The 18,793-nt window shown below is 52.2% G+C and carries 13 protein-coding genes; all 13 read right to left on the bottom strand.

The annotated features are described in order from the left end of the window. Positions 1–97: 97 nt before the first annotated feature. Positions 98–1,069 carry a GlxA family transcriptional regulator gene (locus MOY_RS11405; RefSeq protein WP_009099837.1) on the bottom strand — a complete coding sequence of 324 codons (972 nt, stop codon included), beginning with the start codon at positions 1,067–1,069 and terminating at the stop codon, positions 98–100. A gap of 215 nt (positions 1,070–1,284) precedes the next feature. Then, entirely contained in the window at positions 1,285–1,737 is a 453-nt protein-coding gene (locus MOY_RS11400) for a hypothetical protein (RefSeq protein ID WP_009099835.1), read from the bottom strand. Positions 1,738–1,853: 116 nt separating this feature from the next. Next, positions 1,854–3,143 (bottom strand): vWA domain-containing protein, encoded by a 1,290-nt coding sequence (locus MOY_RS11395; protein ID WP_009099833.1) that lies wholly within the window; start codon positions 3,141–3,143, stop codon positions 1,854–1,856. 15 nt (positions 3,144–3,158) lie between these two features. Further along, the gene (locus tag MOY_RS11390) at positions 3,159–3,653 is read right to left on the bottom strand and encodes a hypothetical protein (RefSeq protein ID WP_035540655.1); all 495 of its coding nucleotides are present in this window, start codon (positions 3,651–3,653) and stop codon (positions 3,159–3,161) included. A 30-nt stretch (positions 3,654–3,683) separates the two neighbouring features. After that, positions 3,684–4,448, bottom strand: a complete 765-nt coding sequence (locus MOY_RS11385) for a hypothetical protein (RefSeq protein WP_009099829.1) — start codon at positions 4,446–4,448, stop codon at positions 3,684–3,686. 22 nt (positions 4,449–4,470) lie between these two features. Continuing rightward, on the bottom strand, positions 4,471–5,922 hold the full coding sequence (locus tag MOY_RS11380; protein ID WP_009099828.1) for a formylglycine-generating enzyme family protein: 1,452 nt from the start codon (positions 5,920–5,922) through the stop codon (positions 4,471–4,473). A 109-nt stretch (positions 5,923–6,031) separates the two neighbouring features. Then, complete coding sequence (locus MOY_RS11375) at positions 6,032–7,261, bottom strand: ABC transporter permease (RefSeq protein WP_009099826.1); 1,230 nt, start codon at positions 7,259–7,261, stop codon at positions 6,032–6,034. Continuing rightward, positions 7,245–7,943, bottom strand: coding sequence for an ABC transporter ATP-binding protein (locus MOY_RS11370; RefSeq protein WP_009099824.1), 699 nt, complete (start codon positions 7,941–7,943; stop codon positions 7,245–7,247). Before MOY_RS11370 ends, MOY_RS11375 begins: the two co-directional genes overlap by 17 nt. Before the next feature lie 32 nt (positions 7,944–7,975). Next, positions 7,976–9,976 carry a vWA domain-containing protein gene (locus MOY_RS11365; protein WP_009099821.1) on the bottom strand — a complete coding sequence of 667 codons (2,001 nt, stop codon included), beginning with the start codon at positions 9,974–9,976 and terminating at the stop codon, positions 7,976–7,978. Beyond that, on the bottom strand, positions 9,973–11,088 hold the full coding sequence (locus tag MOY_RS16720; protein WP_009099819.1) for a hypothetical protein: 1,116 nt from the start codon (positions 11,086–11,088) through the stop codon (positions 9,973–9,975). The genes MOY_RS11365 and MOY_RS16720 overlap by 4 nt, the downstream gene beginning before the upstream one ends. Further along, a complete protein-coding gene (locus MOY_RS11355; RefSeq protein ID WP_009099818.1) occupies positions 11,078–13,819 on the bottom strand; it encodes a putative virulence factor in 2,742 nt (913 codons plus the stop codon). Before MOY_RS11355 ends, MOY_RS16720 begins: the two co-directional genes overlap by 11 nt. Then, the gene (locus tag MOY_RS11350) at positions 13,816–16,896 is read right to left on the bottom strand and encodes a virulence factor SrfB (protein ID WP_009099817.1); all 3,081 of its coding nucleotides are present in this window, start codon (positions 16,894–16,896) and stop codon (positions 13,816–13,818) included. Before MOY_RS11350 ends, MOY_RS11355 begins: the two co-directional genes overlap by 4 nt. A 30-nt stretch (positions 16,897–16,926) precedes the next feature. Further along, positions 16,927–18,444, bottom strand: coding sequence for an SrfA family protein (locus MOY_RS17575; RefSeq protein ID WP_009099815.1), 1,518 nt, complete (start codon positions 18,442–18,444; stop codon positions 16,927–16,929). Positions 18,445–18,793: the final 349 nt, after the last annotated feature.

Here is an 18,793-nt window from a genome sequence, read left to right as displayed (position 1 = left end):
TTTTGGCGATATACCTCGTCAAGTCTGCCAACTAAACAACAATTCAAACGACATTGAGCGACATAAAACACTCATAAAGCGACAAATTACCGCTTAGCTACTGACGTGACTGGCGTCGTGCTTCTACCGGTGAACAGCCAAAATGCGTGCGATACGCACGTGCAAAGCTGGAGCTTGATGCAAAGCCACACGCAATACCTACCTCTAACACGTCCATATCGGTTTCCATCAGCAGGCGCTGCGCCCGCGACAAACGAAGTGACAAATACCACTGACGCGGCGTTCGATGAAGATGCTCCTCAAATAGCCGTTGAAGATGGCGTAACGACACCCCCGTTCGCTCGGCAATCTTTATCAGGGGTAACGGCGCTTCCAGGTGGCGCTCCATTAACGCAACCGCTTCAATTAAACGCCGATTATGCGAGCCTAATCGGCGCGCCAGCGACATACGCTGCTGATCGTGGCGATTTCTTAAGCGCTCATGAATTAGCTGCTCAGAGACATCCACCGCCAGCTTGGCGCCGTGGCGCTGCTTGATAACCTCTAACGCCATGTCCATCGCCGCCGCACCGCCTGCACAGGAAAACCGGCGCTCCCCTAGCTCAAACAGCTCATCGGATGTGTCAATCAGCGGAAAACGTTCACGGAAAGCAGGCAGGCTCTCCCAGTGCAGCGTTACTCGCTCACCTTTCAGCAGTTCGGCAGCAGCCAGTAGAAAACAGCCGGTATCAATGCCGCCCAGTGCGCAGCCAGCCTGGTCTAAACGGTGTAGCCAACTGACCAAAGGCCGCGTTAGATACGCTTCTGGTTCAAAGCCGCTGCAGACAGCCAGCGAGGGTAAGTCCCAACAGTCGCCAATCGGCTGATCAACCATCAGCGTCATGCCGTTGCTGGCACTGACGGGTTCACCATCCAAACTAAACAGCGTCCAGTCAAACAGGGGGCGACCGCTCATACGGTTGGCAATACGTAAGGGTTCAACAGCGGAAAAAAATGCCATCATTGAAAAGCGGGGCAATAAAACAAACCCTATTCGCTCGGGCATAAGGCCGTGGTAATGCAAACGCACGTGGCTAACTCCTTATTAGGCTTTGCGGAGAGAAACCGCGCAGCAGCCACATTTCCGGCTTGCTGAAGTATGTAGCCGTTGACCACCCTAGACGGTGGCCGACGGGTTGAAGAGGAGTGCAGGGAGATCTCCGCTGCATTCAGGATCACGTTATCCTATGGCGTTTCGAACGAAGAAGAACTTGCCGTGTTGCTAGTTGATTGGGTGCCAAACAACTATGAAGACTGTTTTTCGCCTTTATTGACTAAGCGTTCCATATTCAATGCAATTGACAACACCAAGATTAAACCTTCTTTTAGCAGCGACATGCCAATAACCGCGAAGTAAAAATACACCAACACGGTAATACCCGCCGCTATACCTGCCATGAGGCCCCCATACCCCATACTACCGCCAATCAGCGCAATGACACTTGCCAGTATGCCAACAAACCAAGACAAAAAAATAGCACCATCCCAAGCGGCCCTGAACCAATCAAAAACCGGAAATTCGGACTTGCTAGAAGCAACTTTTTCTTCATCGCTACTTTGGCGCATTGCAGCCAGGCGTAACGCCGCTCCTTTCCAAATTGACCAGGGAATAGTAAAAAATCGTACGACACATACCATAAGCGCCTGGATAACCGCTGGCACAATAGCCGTACCAATTTGGTTTTTTAACTGAGACATTTCCGTTTCCTTTTGAATTTTTGTCGCGCCATTGGCGCAGAGGCATCATTGCCTCACCGTTAACTGCTTGTTTATTACTCGCAGTAGAACCAACCTGACCGGCTGGCAAGTTCTTCTTACTCACAATAGTTAGCATTGAGTAGCTGAGCGCTGGCTTTTTCCAGCATGCTGCTAATTTCAATAGCATCCTGTGAGCTAAACACTTGACCACCGGTCTGTTCCGCCAAGCAATTAGAGAGACCATCTTTAGTCACATCGACGACGTTAATCGTAAGCCGTGGCTGATTTTGGGCAATCTCTGCTGCAATGTGACACTGATCCTGCCCACAACCGTCGGTTCCGTCGACAAAAGCGATGATGGTTGCATCCCGCTCCCGGCCATCCACTAAGCCGGCTGCTGCCACCAAGCTTTCAGCCAAGGGGGTGCCATCATAGGCATGTAAAGACTGGATACCGGCAATCAGCTGCTCTCGCTGGTCAAAGCTGAATATCCCTTGTTTGACTGGAGAACCACACCCTGCATAGGTAATGAGGCCAGTATCAATATCGGGGTGAAGCTGGTTAATAATATGAGATACAGAATCCTTGGCGACCTCTAATCGAGAGGTTCCTGACTCCAATGATAAGAGACGCTCATTGCCTGTATTACGCAGCATCATCTGATGAAACCCAGATAAGCCGAAATACCACTCTTCATCCTCTTGTGTTGCCGCAATATTGAGATTCATCGAACCGGACGTATCAAAAATCAATACAAACTCTGGTGGTAAGCCTTGCTCACCCTCACGGCATGCGTAAGGCACGGCCCCTGAATCGTTTCCAAACCAGCGCGGCCAGTAGCGATCCAAAGGCCAAAATAGATACAGCAGCCAGCCCAGAGCAAAGAGTAGAAGTAACGGCAACAACCACAACAGCGGCTTGAACGATCTACGGCGTGACGCCGCTGCTACAGGGGCAACGGGCGTAACCACCGGAGCAGGCTTAGGCGTAACGATAGGCGCGGTGGCTTTCACCATATCCGCGCCCCAACGAATCACTACGGGTTCGCCGTTGAGGCTATAAAGGTGCTGCTTTTCAGCGGGGCCTATTAAGGTTCGCAAGCTTTCGCCAGCGTCACTATCACCGCGTCTAACCAGCTCATCGGCCAAACGCCCTAAGCTCTGCTGGCGTTGCTCATAACGCTCCAACAATAAAGATTGCTCATCTTTTGTTAAAGCATCAAACACCAGCGGCTGACCCGGCAGTTCCGTCCACCACTCCAGCGTATCCCCCTGACCGTTACGTGGTAGGGCGAACATACTGCCAATGCTAGGAGGAAAATGACGATGAATAAGCGCGACTTTGGCCTGATAGCTTTCAAAAGTACCACCCAGCATCACTTGGGTATCACGCAGGATCCGTTGCATTGTTACTCTTCCGCCTTATTCATAGCCTAAGCTTTGCTGAAGACGGCTTACCTGCTGCTCAAGTTCAGCTAAACGCGCTCTGCGGGCCTCAATTTCTGCTTCGTCACGGGCAGGCTCTTGATTAGCGTTCAATTGCTGCTCAATGGCATTAAGACGATGCTGAAGCCCAAGTTCCTCACCACTACGCGCTTGCAAGCGTGTCAGTAATGTTTGTAGAGAGCTATTGAGTGCTTGCTGCTTTTCTTGCTGAACACTCAAGTCCTCGCGGGTAGCCTGCTGCTGGGCGCGAATGTCGCTATAAACTTGATGAAACAAGGCGTTTTCTTCTTGATCCAGACGAACCTGCTGTTCGCGCTGCTCAACTTGAGCACGATAGGCCCCAGAGGTATCACAAGAGAGTTTTGCTACAAGGCTCGCATCGCGATTATAAGGATCACACTGTTCCGGCGTAGTCGCACAACCGGCCAGCAACACCACGCTGCTGGCTATCATTATGGTTTTACTTATCATGGCGTTTTTCATAATGTTTTGCTCGATTCCTTAACCCAACGTGATAGCAGAGCGCATGTTGTAGAGTTCATCCACTTCTTGCTGCAGTGCCAACACCTGCTGGTTCATCACGTCGATATCCTGTTCGACACGCGCCATTTCTGCGGGACTGGCTTCCACTCTCTCTGCGGCAGCAACCTCTTGATAACTATCTGCTTTCTTACGCATGTTAGCTAGTTCACGACGCAAAATCCCAATATTGCTATCGATAGCTGCCAAGTCACGCTCCGCGGCCGCTTGGTCAAGTTGCTGTGCTTCCATATCAGTTTGAATGCGCTGAATACGCGCTTTATCTTCTTCCATCACCTCGCGCACGGTTTCAGTCCGCGCGATGACATTACGAGTGTCTTCTTGAATATCCGCACTCATTGCCTCTAAACGCTCGCTGGTATTGGCATACTCGCTGCGACGTTGATCAAGATAATAGTTGGCACCCATGGCAACACCGCAAGCACCTAACCCGGCAATAATCATGCACTGCGTCCTATTACTCGGATTGGTGATAGCACAACCCAACATGCCTGCTGCGGCACCGGCTGCACAGGCTTGATAACCTGAACGACTAAAGAACTGCGCATCACTACCTTGGGTTAGTCGCGGGTCCGCAGCAGCGTTACTGCCGTTACCAGATAGCATCGAGCTTCCTGTCGTCACACAGCCGCTGAGCACCAACATACTGCCAGCCACTGCTGACATCATTAGTGCTTTCTTCAAACTTAACGTGCGTGCTTTAAAAGACATCTGATTGCTTTGCATAGTAAGTTCCCTTGCGTTTTTTTTAATTGGCCATAGCTTTGCAGTTTTCCAGCCAGGCATTGGTGGAAATGTGTTGCTCTTGCAGATACTCCCGCTGGTTTTCCCAGTGAGTGTGTAGATAGGGCTTAAGCGGAGTGAGCTGTCGATTACGAGTGATAATTTCCTCAAATACTTCAACTTGCTCTTTGAGCAAGCTTTCACCGTACAACGTGGCTGACTCGACCAAGCTACTGGCGTAGTAACGGCTTAATGCCTGCAGCCTCGCATCCTGCTCTTCTAGGCGCTGTTGACGCATGCCGCAGCTTGCATCTGCGTTGCCAGACTCACAGTTAATTTGGTAATTATTATGGAGAAAATCGAGGAAAACGCCGTCATCCTCTAACTTAGTGCAGAGAAAACTCCCCAGATTAAGACTCGCGCGCACGGCTAAGTTGCGTGCTTCTTCTTGGCGCTGGTTACTTGCTCTTAGCTGGCTCTCTAAGTCGCGCAACTGCTCTTGTAATGCACTATCTTGAAGCTCAGACGCCAAGTTACTCAGCTGCTCAACCGTTCCGGCTGTATCTTGAGATCCGTCTGTAGACTCTAAATCTGCGCCCAGTTCGCGCCAGCTGGCTTCGATCTCAGCAATTCGATCCCGCGAGGTCAAAGTCGGTGCCACCAGCGACAAGCGAAAGCCTACTTGTCCACTTTGGGATTGGCCGCTGTCCCGGTAATAAGGCTCTTCGCCGCGTAATGCTGTGCGAATATCGCTCTGGGGTGTTAGATAACTGCCGCCGCGCACAACGAATCCACCTGCTTGCCCATGCTGGCGATCTAATTTATTGAGGCGAAACGGCTCAAACATCATTTCTGCCGCATTTCCCAACATGTCATGCAGGCCCAGTGGGTTAGGATGCAGTAAACCCGCTAATTGCAATTGACCGTTAGCCGACTGGGGGCCAGCAAACCACTCATATGCATTCAAGCCTTCCGGCATGGGATATCGACCATCACGAAACTCAGCAACATCAACTTCTAAGCCACCCCGCGCGGCATATTCCCACTCAATTTCTGTGGGCAAGCGCACAAAACCCAGCACTCCATCCTCCTGCGGCAAAGCATCTTCACTGTTCTCACGCAGCCAAAGGTTATAACGGTCCGCTGCCGCTGTTGCCTCGAACCAACTCACTGATACCACCGGCAAGCGTAAGCGCGTTGAAGGTGACGGACACTCGTCCCTCATTAAGGCGTCATACTGCAATTGCGTTGTTTCATACTTAGCCAGTAGGTAGTAACGCGAGACGCCTTCGCTTTCACTGAAATTACCGGAAACATAGGAAGGCCGACGCTGCTCAACATACCCCCAGCCAGTACCGTCCTGACCGATATTGATTGGGAAATCATCAAGGGGTCCAGTCGCCGGAATATGCACTTTGCGAAACGCCATGGCGCCATCACAAGGCATCGGCAGAATGACATCATCATCTTGAGGCATGGGATTATACAATCGCTCATCCCATTCGGCTGAGGCAGTGCCCACCTGAAAAAGCAAAACAGCAGCGCACCCTGCACCACCCCAATGTCGGGAAAACTCTCTAAGGGATTTATAATTCACGCAGACTCTCCGCAGGTTCAATACTGAAAGCGCGCAGCATGCCAATCAACGCCACGACGAGGGCAACTAACAACGCCAATAAAAGGGCCATCACGCCGTGCACGAAGGTGATCCGGCAGACAACGCTCCCGGTTGTCGTACTCATTGCCAGGGCCTGGTTAAATATCTGGCTTCCCAGCCCATAGAGAGCAAGTCCAACCCCGTACGCTGCAAGCGTTAGCGTGCTGGCCTGCAAGACGATATATCCCGCGATTGCCGGACGATCAAAGCCCAATAGGCGAAGCACTGCTAAATCCTTGCGCTTACGATCGATGTTAGCTAAGAAAGCGCCTAGCATTGACGCTAAACAACCTACCAACGCGGTACTCGCAATAACCCCAAACACCAGCCCCAACACATGGTTGATGGCCTTTACATTCTCGATCTCAGCCAAGCGGCTGGCCGTATCGATATGCTGGGCATTGAGCCACTGTTCCAGTTTCGCCACCTGATCCATGTCGGCGGCATACAAACGAGCACGAGAAAAATGTGTTTCCCTGTCACCTCGTTGCTCACCTGTCTCCACCCCAAGGGAGTCTATACGGTAGCCATCGCGAAAATCTTCAAGTGCAATCAATAGCGGTAGCGTGACAAAAGCAGCCGGTCGGGGGAAAACGTCAGCGGGTAAAATACCTTTCACAATGACAGATTGCTGACCACGCTCTGCTCGGCCATCAAGACGGCGGCTGACAAACAAACTCAACTCTTCGTCAACGCCCACATTTAAGCGACGAGCAGCCGATTCACTCAGTACGACCGCAGTTCCTTGAAGGGGCTGAGATAGCGAAAGTGATGCCAGTAGAGGATCACCTTCCGCTGTGGGAATAATTTCAGCGTTATCGACGAAATGGCGGCGATCCCGCACTAAATCTGCTTGGGTATTAAGTGAGCGTGTCATACCAATTGCAAAACCCACCTCAGCGCGGTTGCGCAGCTCTTCAAGCCATTCAGCATCATAACGACCGCTGGAAATCATACGAATTTCCAAATTGCGAGGGTCATTAAGTAGCTCCGACTGTAATTGGCTGACGACCCCATGCTTAAGCCCGAACAGCAATAATAAGGGCGCAATCACGGCAACCAGCGCCGCGGCAATACACATCGACACCTTGCGGTCATGCCAGAGATCTTTTAATGCTAACGATGCCAGCAGTCGAAAACGCTTAGTTGCGGGGTTCAAAGACGGTCTCCCCTTTTAACGTGATGGCATCAAAGCGCGCTAAACCGAATGTCTGAACGAGATCCCAGTCATGAGAGACGACTAGCGCGGCAAGCTGTAGCTCTTCCACTACTTCCATAAACAGTGCAAAGAGCCCATGCGCGCTATGAGGGTCAAGTGCGGCGGTGGGTTCATCAGCCAATAACAGATGTGGCTCGTGTGCCAAAGCACGCACAAAAGCGACCCGTTGACGCTCACCAATGGAAAGCATTGCCGGACGTTTATCCATCAGCAGCGTTAAACCCAGGCGTTCGACGGCTTGCTCAACACGATCGCTTTTATTGGGCAACCCCTGCAGACGACGCGGCAGGGCAATATTGTCAGCCACATTTAAAAACGGCAGTAACCCACCGTTTTGCAGCACAAACCCTATATCACGTGCACGAAGCTTAGCCAGTTCACCTTGCTCGTGATTACGCCAAAGCGTTGCAACGTCGTGCTGTGCTTTCCCCAGAATAAAATGCTCAAGCGCGCTGGGTGCCAAAAGCAGCCCCACCGCTTCTAATAAGGTGCTTTTTCCACACCCACTAGGGCCGGTAATCGCCAAGCACTCACCTGGTGATAGGCATAATTTTGGCAAGCGTATTTTATGTGCTTGCGTGCCTTGACCACGCTGCACCACCATGCCCTGTATCGCCAACATCCTGTTTACCTCAGTTGTTTTAAATGCCTATATCAGGGCATCATTTCAAGAGGAACAGGATAGACGTCGTCTCTTGGATCACTGCCTTCAGCAAGCGAAACCCATCGATCGACATCCTCGTTATAGCGCTGATAGTGACGCAGCTTAATGCTCAGATTACGAATGAAGCGCTCTTGAGATAGACCATCCCAGCTCTTCCAGGTGGCTTCATCTAAATTGAGCACTTCGCTCTGGTAAGGTAGGTCTTCTAGGTACTCTCCCATCAAACCCAACTCGGCCAACTGTGTAGTCTCGTTTTGCTGCAGCTGATTAGGGTCGGTGCCCATGGCTGCTGCCACCGAACGCAGCCGATCAAACATGTCAGTAGGTGAAATAAGCCCCTGGTTGGCAGCATCCAAAATCTGCGTTACAACATCACTAAGATCGCTCAACTGCGATTTCGTCAGTAGCACTCGAACGTCAGTACTTGGACGGTTTTGCTGTACTAGATCACGATCGCTAATCCAGGCCTCGAAAACCGGCGGAGCTACACTCCCCTTCTGCTGGCCAAGGTAAGCAAGTTGCATCGCGTGGCCAATGAGGCTCGCATCTTCCAGCAGGCGCTGCTGATCGGGGTCAGTCTCATCAGGGTCAGACTGTTGCGCATTCAAGGCGCTTCCGATAGCACCGTCACCCAGGTAAGCCGCACGCACTTGAGACGTAATTGCCTCAGCCAAGGCATCCACTTTAGCGCCGAAAGCCTCGACATCGCCTGCTTCCACTGGGTAGTACAAAGAGGTGTTGGTGCCCGCATAGGTCGAGAGGTTTGCGTATTGGGCTGCAGCCCTAGCATGGTCGTTAAAACGTTCGCCGCTTGCCGTTTTCAAGTGAAGTGTGTAAATGGCCACACCTGGATTAGCAGCCTCTAGCCGCACTTGGTCAGCACTTAACCCGGTTGAGGAGCGCTCATGATCACCCTCGATGGCGCTGGCATCGGTAATTAAAACAATATAGCGAGCGCCATACTGGCTCCAATCTACTTCATCAATTGCCTGCATCACCCCGGCATAAGCATCTTCTTCAAAACCCGGCGTGGAAACCGTAGCTTCATGGAGCTTATCCATGCGCGCCATCAAGTCTTCCCTGCCTTGAACCTCCATCGGGTTGGCATACATGCGGCTGACGTACTCAAGTTCAGGCACCATCTCTACGCTGTCGCGAAAAGACACCAAACCAAATTTGACTTGCTGATCAAGGTTTTCCGCTTCGATTCGATCGAGTATCTTGCTCACTGCTTCACGAGTACGCTCGATATACGGCCCCATGGAAATCGTCGAGTCAATCACGAACACAACGCCTGCGTTAAATTCACGCAACTGACTGGCCTGCGTGCCACCTTCAGGGCCTGTTTCAACCCCAGCAGGATCCAGCTCACCCGCTTTACTAACTGACGCCACGTTCAATAAGCGTGCACGAAAGCCAGCTTCAGTGAATACCTCTTCACCTTCGAGTATGGGCAACAAGTAAAACTGTTCCTGAAGATCGACAAAGTACTCAGGCTCCCGTGCCAAAACCGCAGACACCTCTTCATCACGATCCAGAGCAGCATGTAAAGGAACTACCTGACTGGAAGGCTCGTATTCATCGAGAATGTCTTGCAGGTCATTTCTCTCACGGAAGAACAACAGGCGCTGACGGTTTGCTGGATTAGTGAACGCCAGCGTTAACTGCATTTTCCATGCAACACTGCAATCCGCCGGTAACCACCCGCTCGTGTCACCATAGCTATCCGGCCCAACTTTCAGCCACTCACGTCCATCAACGTCGCTGCGCTCATAAACATAAAAACGGGTAAACGCTGGCTGAAGTTCGCCACTGCTTCCCGCCGTCTGCGTTAATTCACACCCGGGTGTCGTCAGCACACGCTGATGCAGAGTTTGCTTACCTTCTTGCAGTAGCGGACGTGGATCGGCCAGCGCTACAGTGGCACCCAGCCCTATGCCTGATAAAGCAACCGTCGAAAAAACGAAGGTCGCGAGCGTTTTACGCATCATCCGCCCAACTCCTCAAAACGTGCCTGTGCTTCACTATTTTCAGGCTCAACATCGAGTACGATCTGGTACCAATAGCCCGCGGTTTCCGCATCGGCTGAGCTAAAGCAGGTGTTAGCCTGGTGATAGGCTGGGTCGTATTCACGAGCATAAGCCAGCGCAATAGTGGCATCGCCAGCGATAGCGCGGTTGGCGTATAGACGCCGCGCTATTCCGCACTGATTGGCATCACGTGCTGCTTCGATCACAGACAGCAGCGCTTCTGACGTCATATCTGCTTGGGAACAGCCTTGTACAAATGCCAACTCATCCTGCTCACCCAGTGCTTCTATCGAACATGCCATTGCCGGGCCGGCCGATGATTCAGCACTGCTTTCTTGCAGATTTTCTTCAGAAGAGAGGTCAGCCTCTGCTTCGCTAACGTCGTTATCTTCTTGTACGATTTCCTCCTCTTCGAAACTGCCTTCTTCCTCGATGTTCTCTTGAGTAGTCGGCTCAGTTTCCGTGGTATTGGCATTGTTGCTAAACCAGTACCAAGCACCGAATGCCACGGCAGCCAAGAGTCCAAGCCCCAACAATAGAAACAACAAAGGCCCCCGCTTGCTTGTCTTGTTCACTGGCGGAGTTTCCACGACCGGCACGGGTTCAGGCTTAGGCGGCGCTTTTAATTCAGGTTCTGTCTCTGGCGCTGGGTCAGGCGTTTTGTCCGTGACAGGGGGCGAATGCAGGGCCGTACTGGCAGCTGCAGAAGGCGTAGAACCCGCAGCGCTGGACGGCATTAAATCGCGTGATAGCCGAATTACCCCTTCACCTTTCGTTCCCTGAGCATCCTGCAGTGTCAGCAGATATTGCGTAGAGCCGGGAAGCTCTAAAAGAGGATCAATAATCGTGCTGTCGAGCACTACCTGGAGACGCTCGGCATCGGCTTCTTCCAACCTTGCCAATTCAAACGAGTGAGTCTTAGTGCTCCACGTTTTGCCCGGATGCAGAAATTGTTGATCCTGGCTTTCTTGAATCGTCAGTTGCAGTGTCGTCGTTGCTCCTTTCCATCCCTTGAGCAGTAAACGGCCTTGACCCGGCGTACCGGATTCCAGCGGACGCAGTTCAACCCGCATGGGTCACCTCCGGTTGGCGAAACGTTGACAGTACAGCACCCAGGCGCTCGTTTTGTTCCATGGTAATTTCCCGTCCCGCGGTATGACCTGCATTTTCCTGCGTCACGATACACAGTCCTGAAAGCCAGTCGGCCAAGTAAAGTACGGCTTGATTCACCGGTTGAGGCGCAAGGTGCGGTAGCTCCCCCGGCAAAATGGGGGGATTCGGCAAAAACAGCTTTTCTTTTTTACCCGCGAGGCTGTTAGGTCGCTGGTCAACCGGCACATTCTGATACCCCAGCCATGCAATAAAGTCGCGCAGCACCAATTGAGCGGCTAATACTTGACGCTCTACCAACTGATCACGTTTAGCACTGCTTTGGGCACGCCTTAGCAGCGCTTGATCCAAATGCTGCTGTAGCTCCATACGATTAGCGGCTGTGATCAGCTCGTCGGTCAGCGACTCAACCACGGCTTTTTCCAATCCCAACAGTTGAAGCAACGCCTGCCGCCCGGGTATTTCTCGCAGATGAGCCACCCATGCCTGGAAAACCTTGCGTGCGAAGCGGTGATCCGCACCTTGTAGCACTGGCGCGTTATTGGAGGCAGGTGCAGCCGCGGCATTATCATCAAAGGGAGAGCCGCTGGAGAAGGGGTCATCATTCAGGCTAAAGCCGCTATTGCAGTAGAGGCTATCGGCCTGCTTAGCTTCCTCTTTATCTGCATCGCCTTCTGTGGCTGGCACACCTTCTTCTTCGCTATCGCTCAAGTACAGATCGCGAACTGTTTGCTGGGGTAGCTCCAACTGGTGCTGCAACTCACCTAGGGTTGCCAGGCGCTGCCCTAGGCTTTGCCACAAAAGCTTGGCGGCCTCGCGTTTTTTAGCCACTTCGCCACTGCCATCGGTGTGATGAAGAGGAGCCAAGCGTTTTTCAACCAAAGAGGTTAGTGTGTCGTTCAGCTGCTTTTCGATACTGGCCAACTTAAAGTCCAGCGTGGCAATGCGGCCTAAGTACTGGCTGATGCGCTTGATGCCGCCATCGTTAAGCGCCAGCATCGCTTCCCAAGCTTCGTCAGGCGCGTGCACGTGCTTTTGAACGCTGGCATTCTCAGCAAAGGTAGACGCCATACGCACAAGAGGCGCTGCGCAGTCGTCGTTAATACCCAGCTCTTCGTTATCACGGCTATCAAGGAAAGGAACGGGCAGCCGCGGCTTGCGCACTAGAAAAGTATTGTTGAAGGGTTCACCCGGCGCCCACTGGCTCATCCAGTCGTACTGACCAAAACGCTCCAACAGAGTCATCTTAATCAACCCTTCCCAGCCTTCACGTAACTGGCTTTCCGTCAGGTTCAACGCGCCACTGATACGCTTATCAAACATGGTAAGCGTCCAGATTAGCCCCGGCGCTTTACCCGCACGGTCTTGGCTGGTTACGCCTTGGGTCTTTTCAATCCAGCGCGTTAGCACCGGGCCGACCGAGGTCACGTCGCTTTGTTTATCCGAGCTCGTACACACCACCAGAGCGTTCATTTCCTGGCTGTCTGTATACCGTTCGAATAAATAAGCTACTTTGCCGCGCAGTACTAGCTGTGAAACTGGGTTGCCCCCTTCGCTACTGGCTTGACTGGCAGCTTCAGTAACACTCTTCAGGCTAAGGCGGCCGCGATAACCAGGAAAGTCTAATAAATCAACTTTTTCAACGTGAGGGTCTTGGGTTGGCTCAATCAGCGGGAACGTAAGCTCGGCGGTCAGTGCTGCTAACTGAGCTACCGATACCGCTACCGCTTTGCCGGGCGCTTCCTGCTCTACTGGGCGCACCTCTAAACTATGATCACTGGCACTTCCTAAACGCTCAAGAATATCCACGTTCATAATGCTGTCACGCTGGCTATAGCCCTCGCCTTCGGGGGTCACGAGACACGTCAGCGGCGCATAAACGGTAGGGGCGTTGCCAAGGCGCCGTAAGGTGGACGCCAACTGCACATAAAGACGAGTAAGCTCTTCTTGCTCGCCCCACAGCAGAGAGAATAGATCAGCACGCTGTTCGCAGGAGAGGCGCGGCGCTAATTTGAGAACCCGCGGCCAGTAACGCGCTTCCAGTTTGCTAATCGATTTCTTAAAGCTGCCAGTGAGGTAATCCCATAATGACACTACATCATCACCGCTTAACCCTGGCTGTTCGTCTGCCGTAATATCAACACCTTCGAACGGCCTGAGAATTCGCTCAATACGTGCTTCATCAAGTTCATAGTGCAGCTGTTCATGGTCGAAATCGTTAAACCAGGCGTTAGCCAATATCTTGGCAATTTCAACTTCACTGAAAAGGCGCAGTTCAACAGGCGAATCTGCTGGCCCGCTCATCGCCGTACGACTGAAGCGGGTTACCAAACCAGTGGCTTCCTTACCCCCACCAACAGGGTTTACGTGCTCAATGAAATCAAGACGCTTGCCGCCGTAATCGGTTTCCAGCTTGCCGTTGTGTCCCGCGGCCATTGCCGAGATCAAGTAGGACTTCCCTGCTTGGGAAAGCCCGAAAAAACCAATGGTCATTGGGGTGCCCGCAGCACGCCCCAGGCTTGAGGCTAGGTTACGTGCCTTGTGCAATTCCAGAATCAAGTTATCCGCTTCACTATCCAGACGCGGGGCATTGCCACGGACATTTTCGATCCACTCGATAGCTTGACCGGCACCGGCGTGCACAGCATTCCAGCCTTGGCCCAGTTGGTGTTGTTTAGCCGTCAGATTGCTCATTTGCGCTTCACACTCCCGCTGTCCAGCCAGTAATTAGAATCGCCCAGCCCTGCATCAATCATCGTATTGAGCTGAAGATTAATATCTGTTTTGCTAAATGACTTGTTGGTATTGGAGCTAACTCGGCTAACTTTTAGCTCATCACTGATGAGGCCGACTTTGTCTTTTTTATCAACGACTTTGAGTTCCACTTCGACCACCGGCTGGTTGCCGTTTCCATCATTCACTACTGCTTCTCTATATTTATCCTTGCCCGACTCGGTCAGCTCAAGGGTATAGAGCGGTGAGGCCACCCAACGCTCGGCATCTAACTGACGATAACCAAGACGCACAATCCCCCCGCGCACCTGTACTTTTGTTTCGTCGTCTTCTGGCAGCTCAATCGCGGTGCCGTTTTCATTGGCTTTGATATCCCGATAGACCACGTCGTCGCTTTTCATGACGTTGTTGTTATCAATCGAGCCTAAGTGGCGAATCAATGAGTAAGGCCTGAGCTCCTGAGTACGGAAGTAAAAACTGGGTAAATCTAACTGATCACACAACAGGCACAGCATCGCGCCGACCGCCGCAGTACTTTTGGGGTCATCAATCTCGCCATTAGAGTGGAAGGGGTACCAGTTACCAGTGCGATAGTTCTGCATGGGCAGAATCCGCCCAGGGGGTAGCGGCAGCATTTTGCGTAAAAACGCTTGGATACCTGGTAATCGTGATGGACGGCCCGTTAGCAGCAACATGTCGCAGCTATATTGATGGATCACCTCACATAGAGCGCCGAGGGTTTTACCGATATTGATGCCATCGCCCAAAAACGCTTTATGCACGTGAGGGAGGTTAAAGGTAATCGGGATGTCCATTAGCTCGAACGGTGTGGCGCTATGGTTTTTCACATCACGTCGCACGGCCCCATGTACATATTCCCTAACCGCCTCGCTTGCCGCGTGATCACCCAACAGCTCTCGGTACGTCGCAGTGATGACGTGCGGGTTCTCCTCACTTTCTTTTTCTTGAGGATCAAAATTTTCGTAATAACTGAGCAATTTCAACCCAAGAGGCGTGAAGACCTGCAAATTGAGCTGCTGACGCAGCACCTGCTCCTGAGCACTCAGGCTTTCTCCACCCAGCAAGCGTGACATCATGGCATCCGGGGAAGACACCCCCGTCAGCCTAAGTGCCTCTTCAAAGCTCTTCAGTACAAAGGTCTGAATGACATCAAGCAGAATGTCATCGCCGGCAATACGGAAGCCATCACGAAAACGTTGCTCAGGAACGATATGAACATTGCTACTGTTGCCGCTTCTTTCATCGCTCTCGATACGGTAATCGGTGATCACTAAATCGGTGGTGCCACCACCAATATCGATACTGGCAAGCGTTATCCGATCCCGCTGCTGTTTTTCTGGGCGCGCCAAAGTGTCGAAAAATTCTTCAGGATGGCCTGCGAAGTTTTCATTGATTTCGGTATATAGATAAACCAGCTGCCCGCAGGTCGCTTCGTCCCACTCGACACGAATTTTTGGCAGCGGTGGTGACGGCGCGTCAGCCTCAACAGGCTCAAAGGGGTCATCCTCACCCTGATACCACCCCATGCCCTGCCAAATCAGTCCCACCGCTTCACGCATACGCTCATCCAGGATACTGCGCTCTGCAAGCGGCATAGCCGGGGGCACCGTCAAGATGATTGAACGTAGGCGGCGCGGAACATCGATATTGCCCTGACGAGAGCGTTGGGCCGGGCTATTGATTTGCATCAGCGCCTGCGCCAACACTTCCGAAAGCATGAAAGTCATCAAGGAGCTACGCGAATAGTGCGGTTTGAAGACTGGAAGATCATCCTCCTCATCATCACGCATGACCGCATAGATCGCTTTGCCGCGCTCATTGATCAGGTTGGAAAAAGGAGCGGCCGTGGCGAAAGGCTCTTTATCTGCTTTGACATAAGCACTATTAAACCGCCAGCCGTGTGTGTACCGACTGCCGTCCCACAAATAACGCTTGGGGCTTGAAAGACCCGTCGAGCCTTCGGTACCGCGACGACGACTAGCCAGGCGCCCCGCCTCACCTCCCACTCGAGCAATGGTGGGCCAGCGGAAAGCATCATGGCGGCCGCTCTTAACCGAGAGATGATCCTTACCAAAGAAAGTCTGGGAAAACTCGACACGACTTTCGAAAGGTTCGTTGTAAACGCACTCTGGGTCGACCAGGTCACGTAACTCGAGAACATAGTTCTGCTTTAAACCAGAGCCTGACTGCTCATGGTGCTCAATCAGAATACCGCAGGTGCGCGAATTGCCCACATCCAAAACAAGGTCGACAGAGATGGGGGTTTTCTGGCTAGCATCTTTACCTACTAAGCGAACCTCAGGTACTCGCACCTTGGGCTTTCGCTGTGTACGCTCGGCGGGAATCGGTTTCCACAACAGACTCAGCAGGTTCAAGTAGTGGGCCTGGGGATGTAGCGCCTTAATGTCATCCTCCAGCTCATTCTGATCCATCTCCGGATGGCCTTCCCGGTATAAATCATTGAGCCACTCTTTAACCCAAGCCAAGTCCATGAACCAGCCCATTTCATGGGGAGTCAAGGCAAGCTTAAATGTCTCTCCCGAACGCACGTCTTCTTCATTGGGTGCCAAGTAAGCCGTGCCTTCGCGCTTAAGCATACTCCGCGTATCAAACGCGATCGTCATACGATGGGTGTGGCCATCAACATCGGGCGTATCCAGCGCTACCAAACGCAGACGCGACCAGTTGCTGGGGCCCTCATCAAATCGATGCGGCGGCATGTGCCGAAAAAACGGTATCGGCACCCACTGCCGATCCAACAATGCCAAACTCGACTCCATATCCATGTCGAGGTACGGCTTACTAACTCGCTCAACCTTGTTGGGTTCCGGCTCATAAAAAGTAGTGCCATCTTCTTCATTGGTGAGCAGGCGTACCAAAAGGTCATCTGCCAATTTAGCAAACTCACCGCCGGCTTCCTTACGAGGCTCAAGCGTCAGGGCAAAATCTACAAACTGAACACCGGTATCGTTGACCAACGGGACAACGTCTTGGAACTGAGTGACTTCAGGCAACATGTCGTAACTCTTCTCTCAACTATTCCGCAATTATTCGTTGTCTTTCCACATTTGCATGGGAAAGGTCTCGTTGGCGTAGCTGACAGCGCAGTCGGCCATGTCAGTGGCACCCTGCTCGCAAAGCACTTCGGGCATATCGTAATGGCTGCCATCTTCACAGCTAGCTTGGCCCTGACTTTGGATCGAAAGTGCGCCCCCCTGCATTGCCGCATCGATTGGGCCTGTACAGGTAACGCCACCTTGACGCAGCTGCACTTGCCCCCTGCCCTCTTCAAACTCATACGAGACACGTAACGGGCGTCCTGTATCGCTATCCATGACGCCTGCCGCACGCCAGTTACCATTTAAAAAGTTAGCGGGGCCATCCGCCGCCTGGGAGGGAATAGTAAGCGGCTCAAACGAGGCCGGAGGAGCTAACGCTGCATTATCAGGCAACATTTCTTGCCCCAGCTCGGGTGGGGCCATCGGCGCTTCGGGCTGATTACCAGCGGGTATTTCAGGAGCGGTTCCCTCCGCTGATAGCTCACTTACCGCCCCGCCGCCTTCAGGCAAAGTGGGCAGTTCAGGCATACCAGCTTCCGGCATACCTAAGCCAGGAACACCCAGATCTGGCGCTCCTATCTCCGGCAAACCAACGGCTGGTAATCCTGAGCCACGACCATCCAGCGCCAAACCGCTATTACCGGCACCTCCCCACCACCGCGGGCTAGAAAGATCCGGCATTGAAATAGCAGGAAAATGCAAATCGGGTATCTTAGGCATACGTAGATTGTTCGAGCCCGTACCGGGTGCCTGGAAGTCAGGTGCTTGCAAATTACCAGTGCCAACGCCAGGCAAATTAGCTTGTGGTGTGCAACTGCGCAGTCCAAAGAAACCTAGAAGAAGTAGCAATGGCAAGAGGAGAGCTAACGGCCACCAACGCCGCCACCAGGGGCGCCTTGCAACCATCAAAGGCGACTCCGGCTCAGAAACTGGCTCAACCGGAGTAGCTGCCGCTAGCGGTATGGTTGGTTTCGGAGCAGGTGCGTGCTCTTGTGGATAAAGAAAATGCAAGGGATCGGAAGAGCGCTTCGCATCGGGGTACTCAAACCCCCAAAAGGTAAGCACGGGCGTGCCGTTTACAAGGTAAACATGGTCTTGATCGGGAATTCTAATGACTTGCTTGAGCAACTTCGCCAACACGCCGCGGTCGTTATGTGCCCCATCTGCTTTGGCCATTGAAGTGTCGCTGAAGCTTTTTAAAAAGCTTTCAAATTGACGCAACTCCTGTCGAGCCGGTGCTCGCTCTTCTTCGCTGGCCGCGCTCCACGGTATAACGTCGCCTTCAATTGCGCTGTACCAATCTAGGAGTTCACCCTGCTGGTCACTTTGGGGAATTGCTAGATGGCGCTCCATGTTTGGAAAACCAGGCTCTTGCAACTTCCGTTTATGCGACTCACGCCGGATGGACTCACGGAGCTGAAGAGCCGAGCGAAAGACAGGCTGTCCAGTCTCCCCCAACGCTGAAAACTGCTCACTTTTACCGCTGCGTAGTAATACGCCCTGCATACTTGAACCCTTGAGTTTTTATATTTTACCCAGCACCAACAGGCACTCGTTTTAAAAATAGAGAGGTGATTTTTAGAATAAAAAAAACGTGCAGGCGCGCTCCCCAAATGGCACTTTCCCAAAAATGCCACTTTTTAGCTCACAATAGACAAACAGCCTTCTCTTTTTTTCGTTCTCTACTATTTATCTGATGTGCGTCAATTTTTTCGATACGACATAAGGTTAGCTAGGCCATACGAGCCAACAATTTTTTGTTCGTTATCATGAAAAAACTAATACACATTAACTAATTCTGTTTAGTAAATAAACTATCTTTTGGAGTAAGCCATTGCTCAACAGATACGCGTCA

It is taken from the genome of Halomonas sp. GFAJ-1, from assembly GCF_000236625.2.
Lineage (GTDB): Bacteria > Pseudomonadota > Gammaproteobacteria > Pseudomonadales > Halomonadaceae > Vreelandella.
Note: the sequence above shows the minus strand (reverse complement) of the source record. Positions and strands in the feature narration are given on the sequence as shown.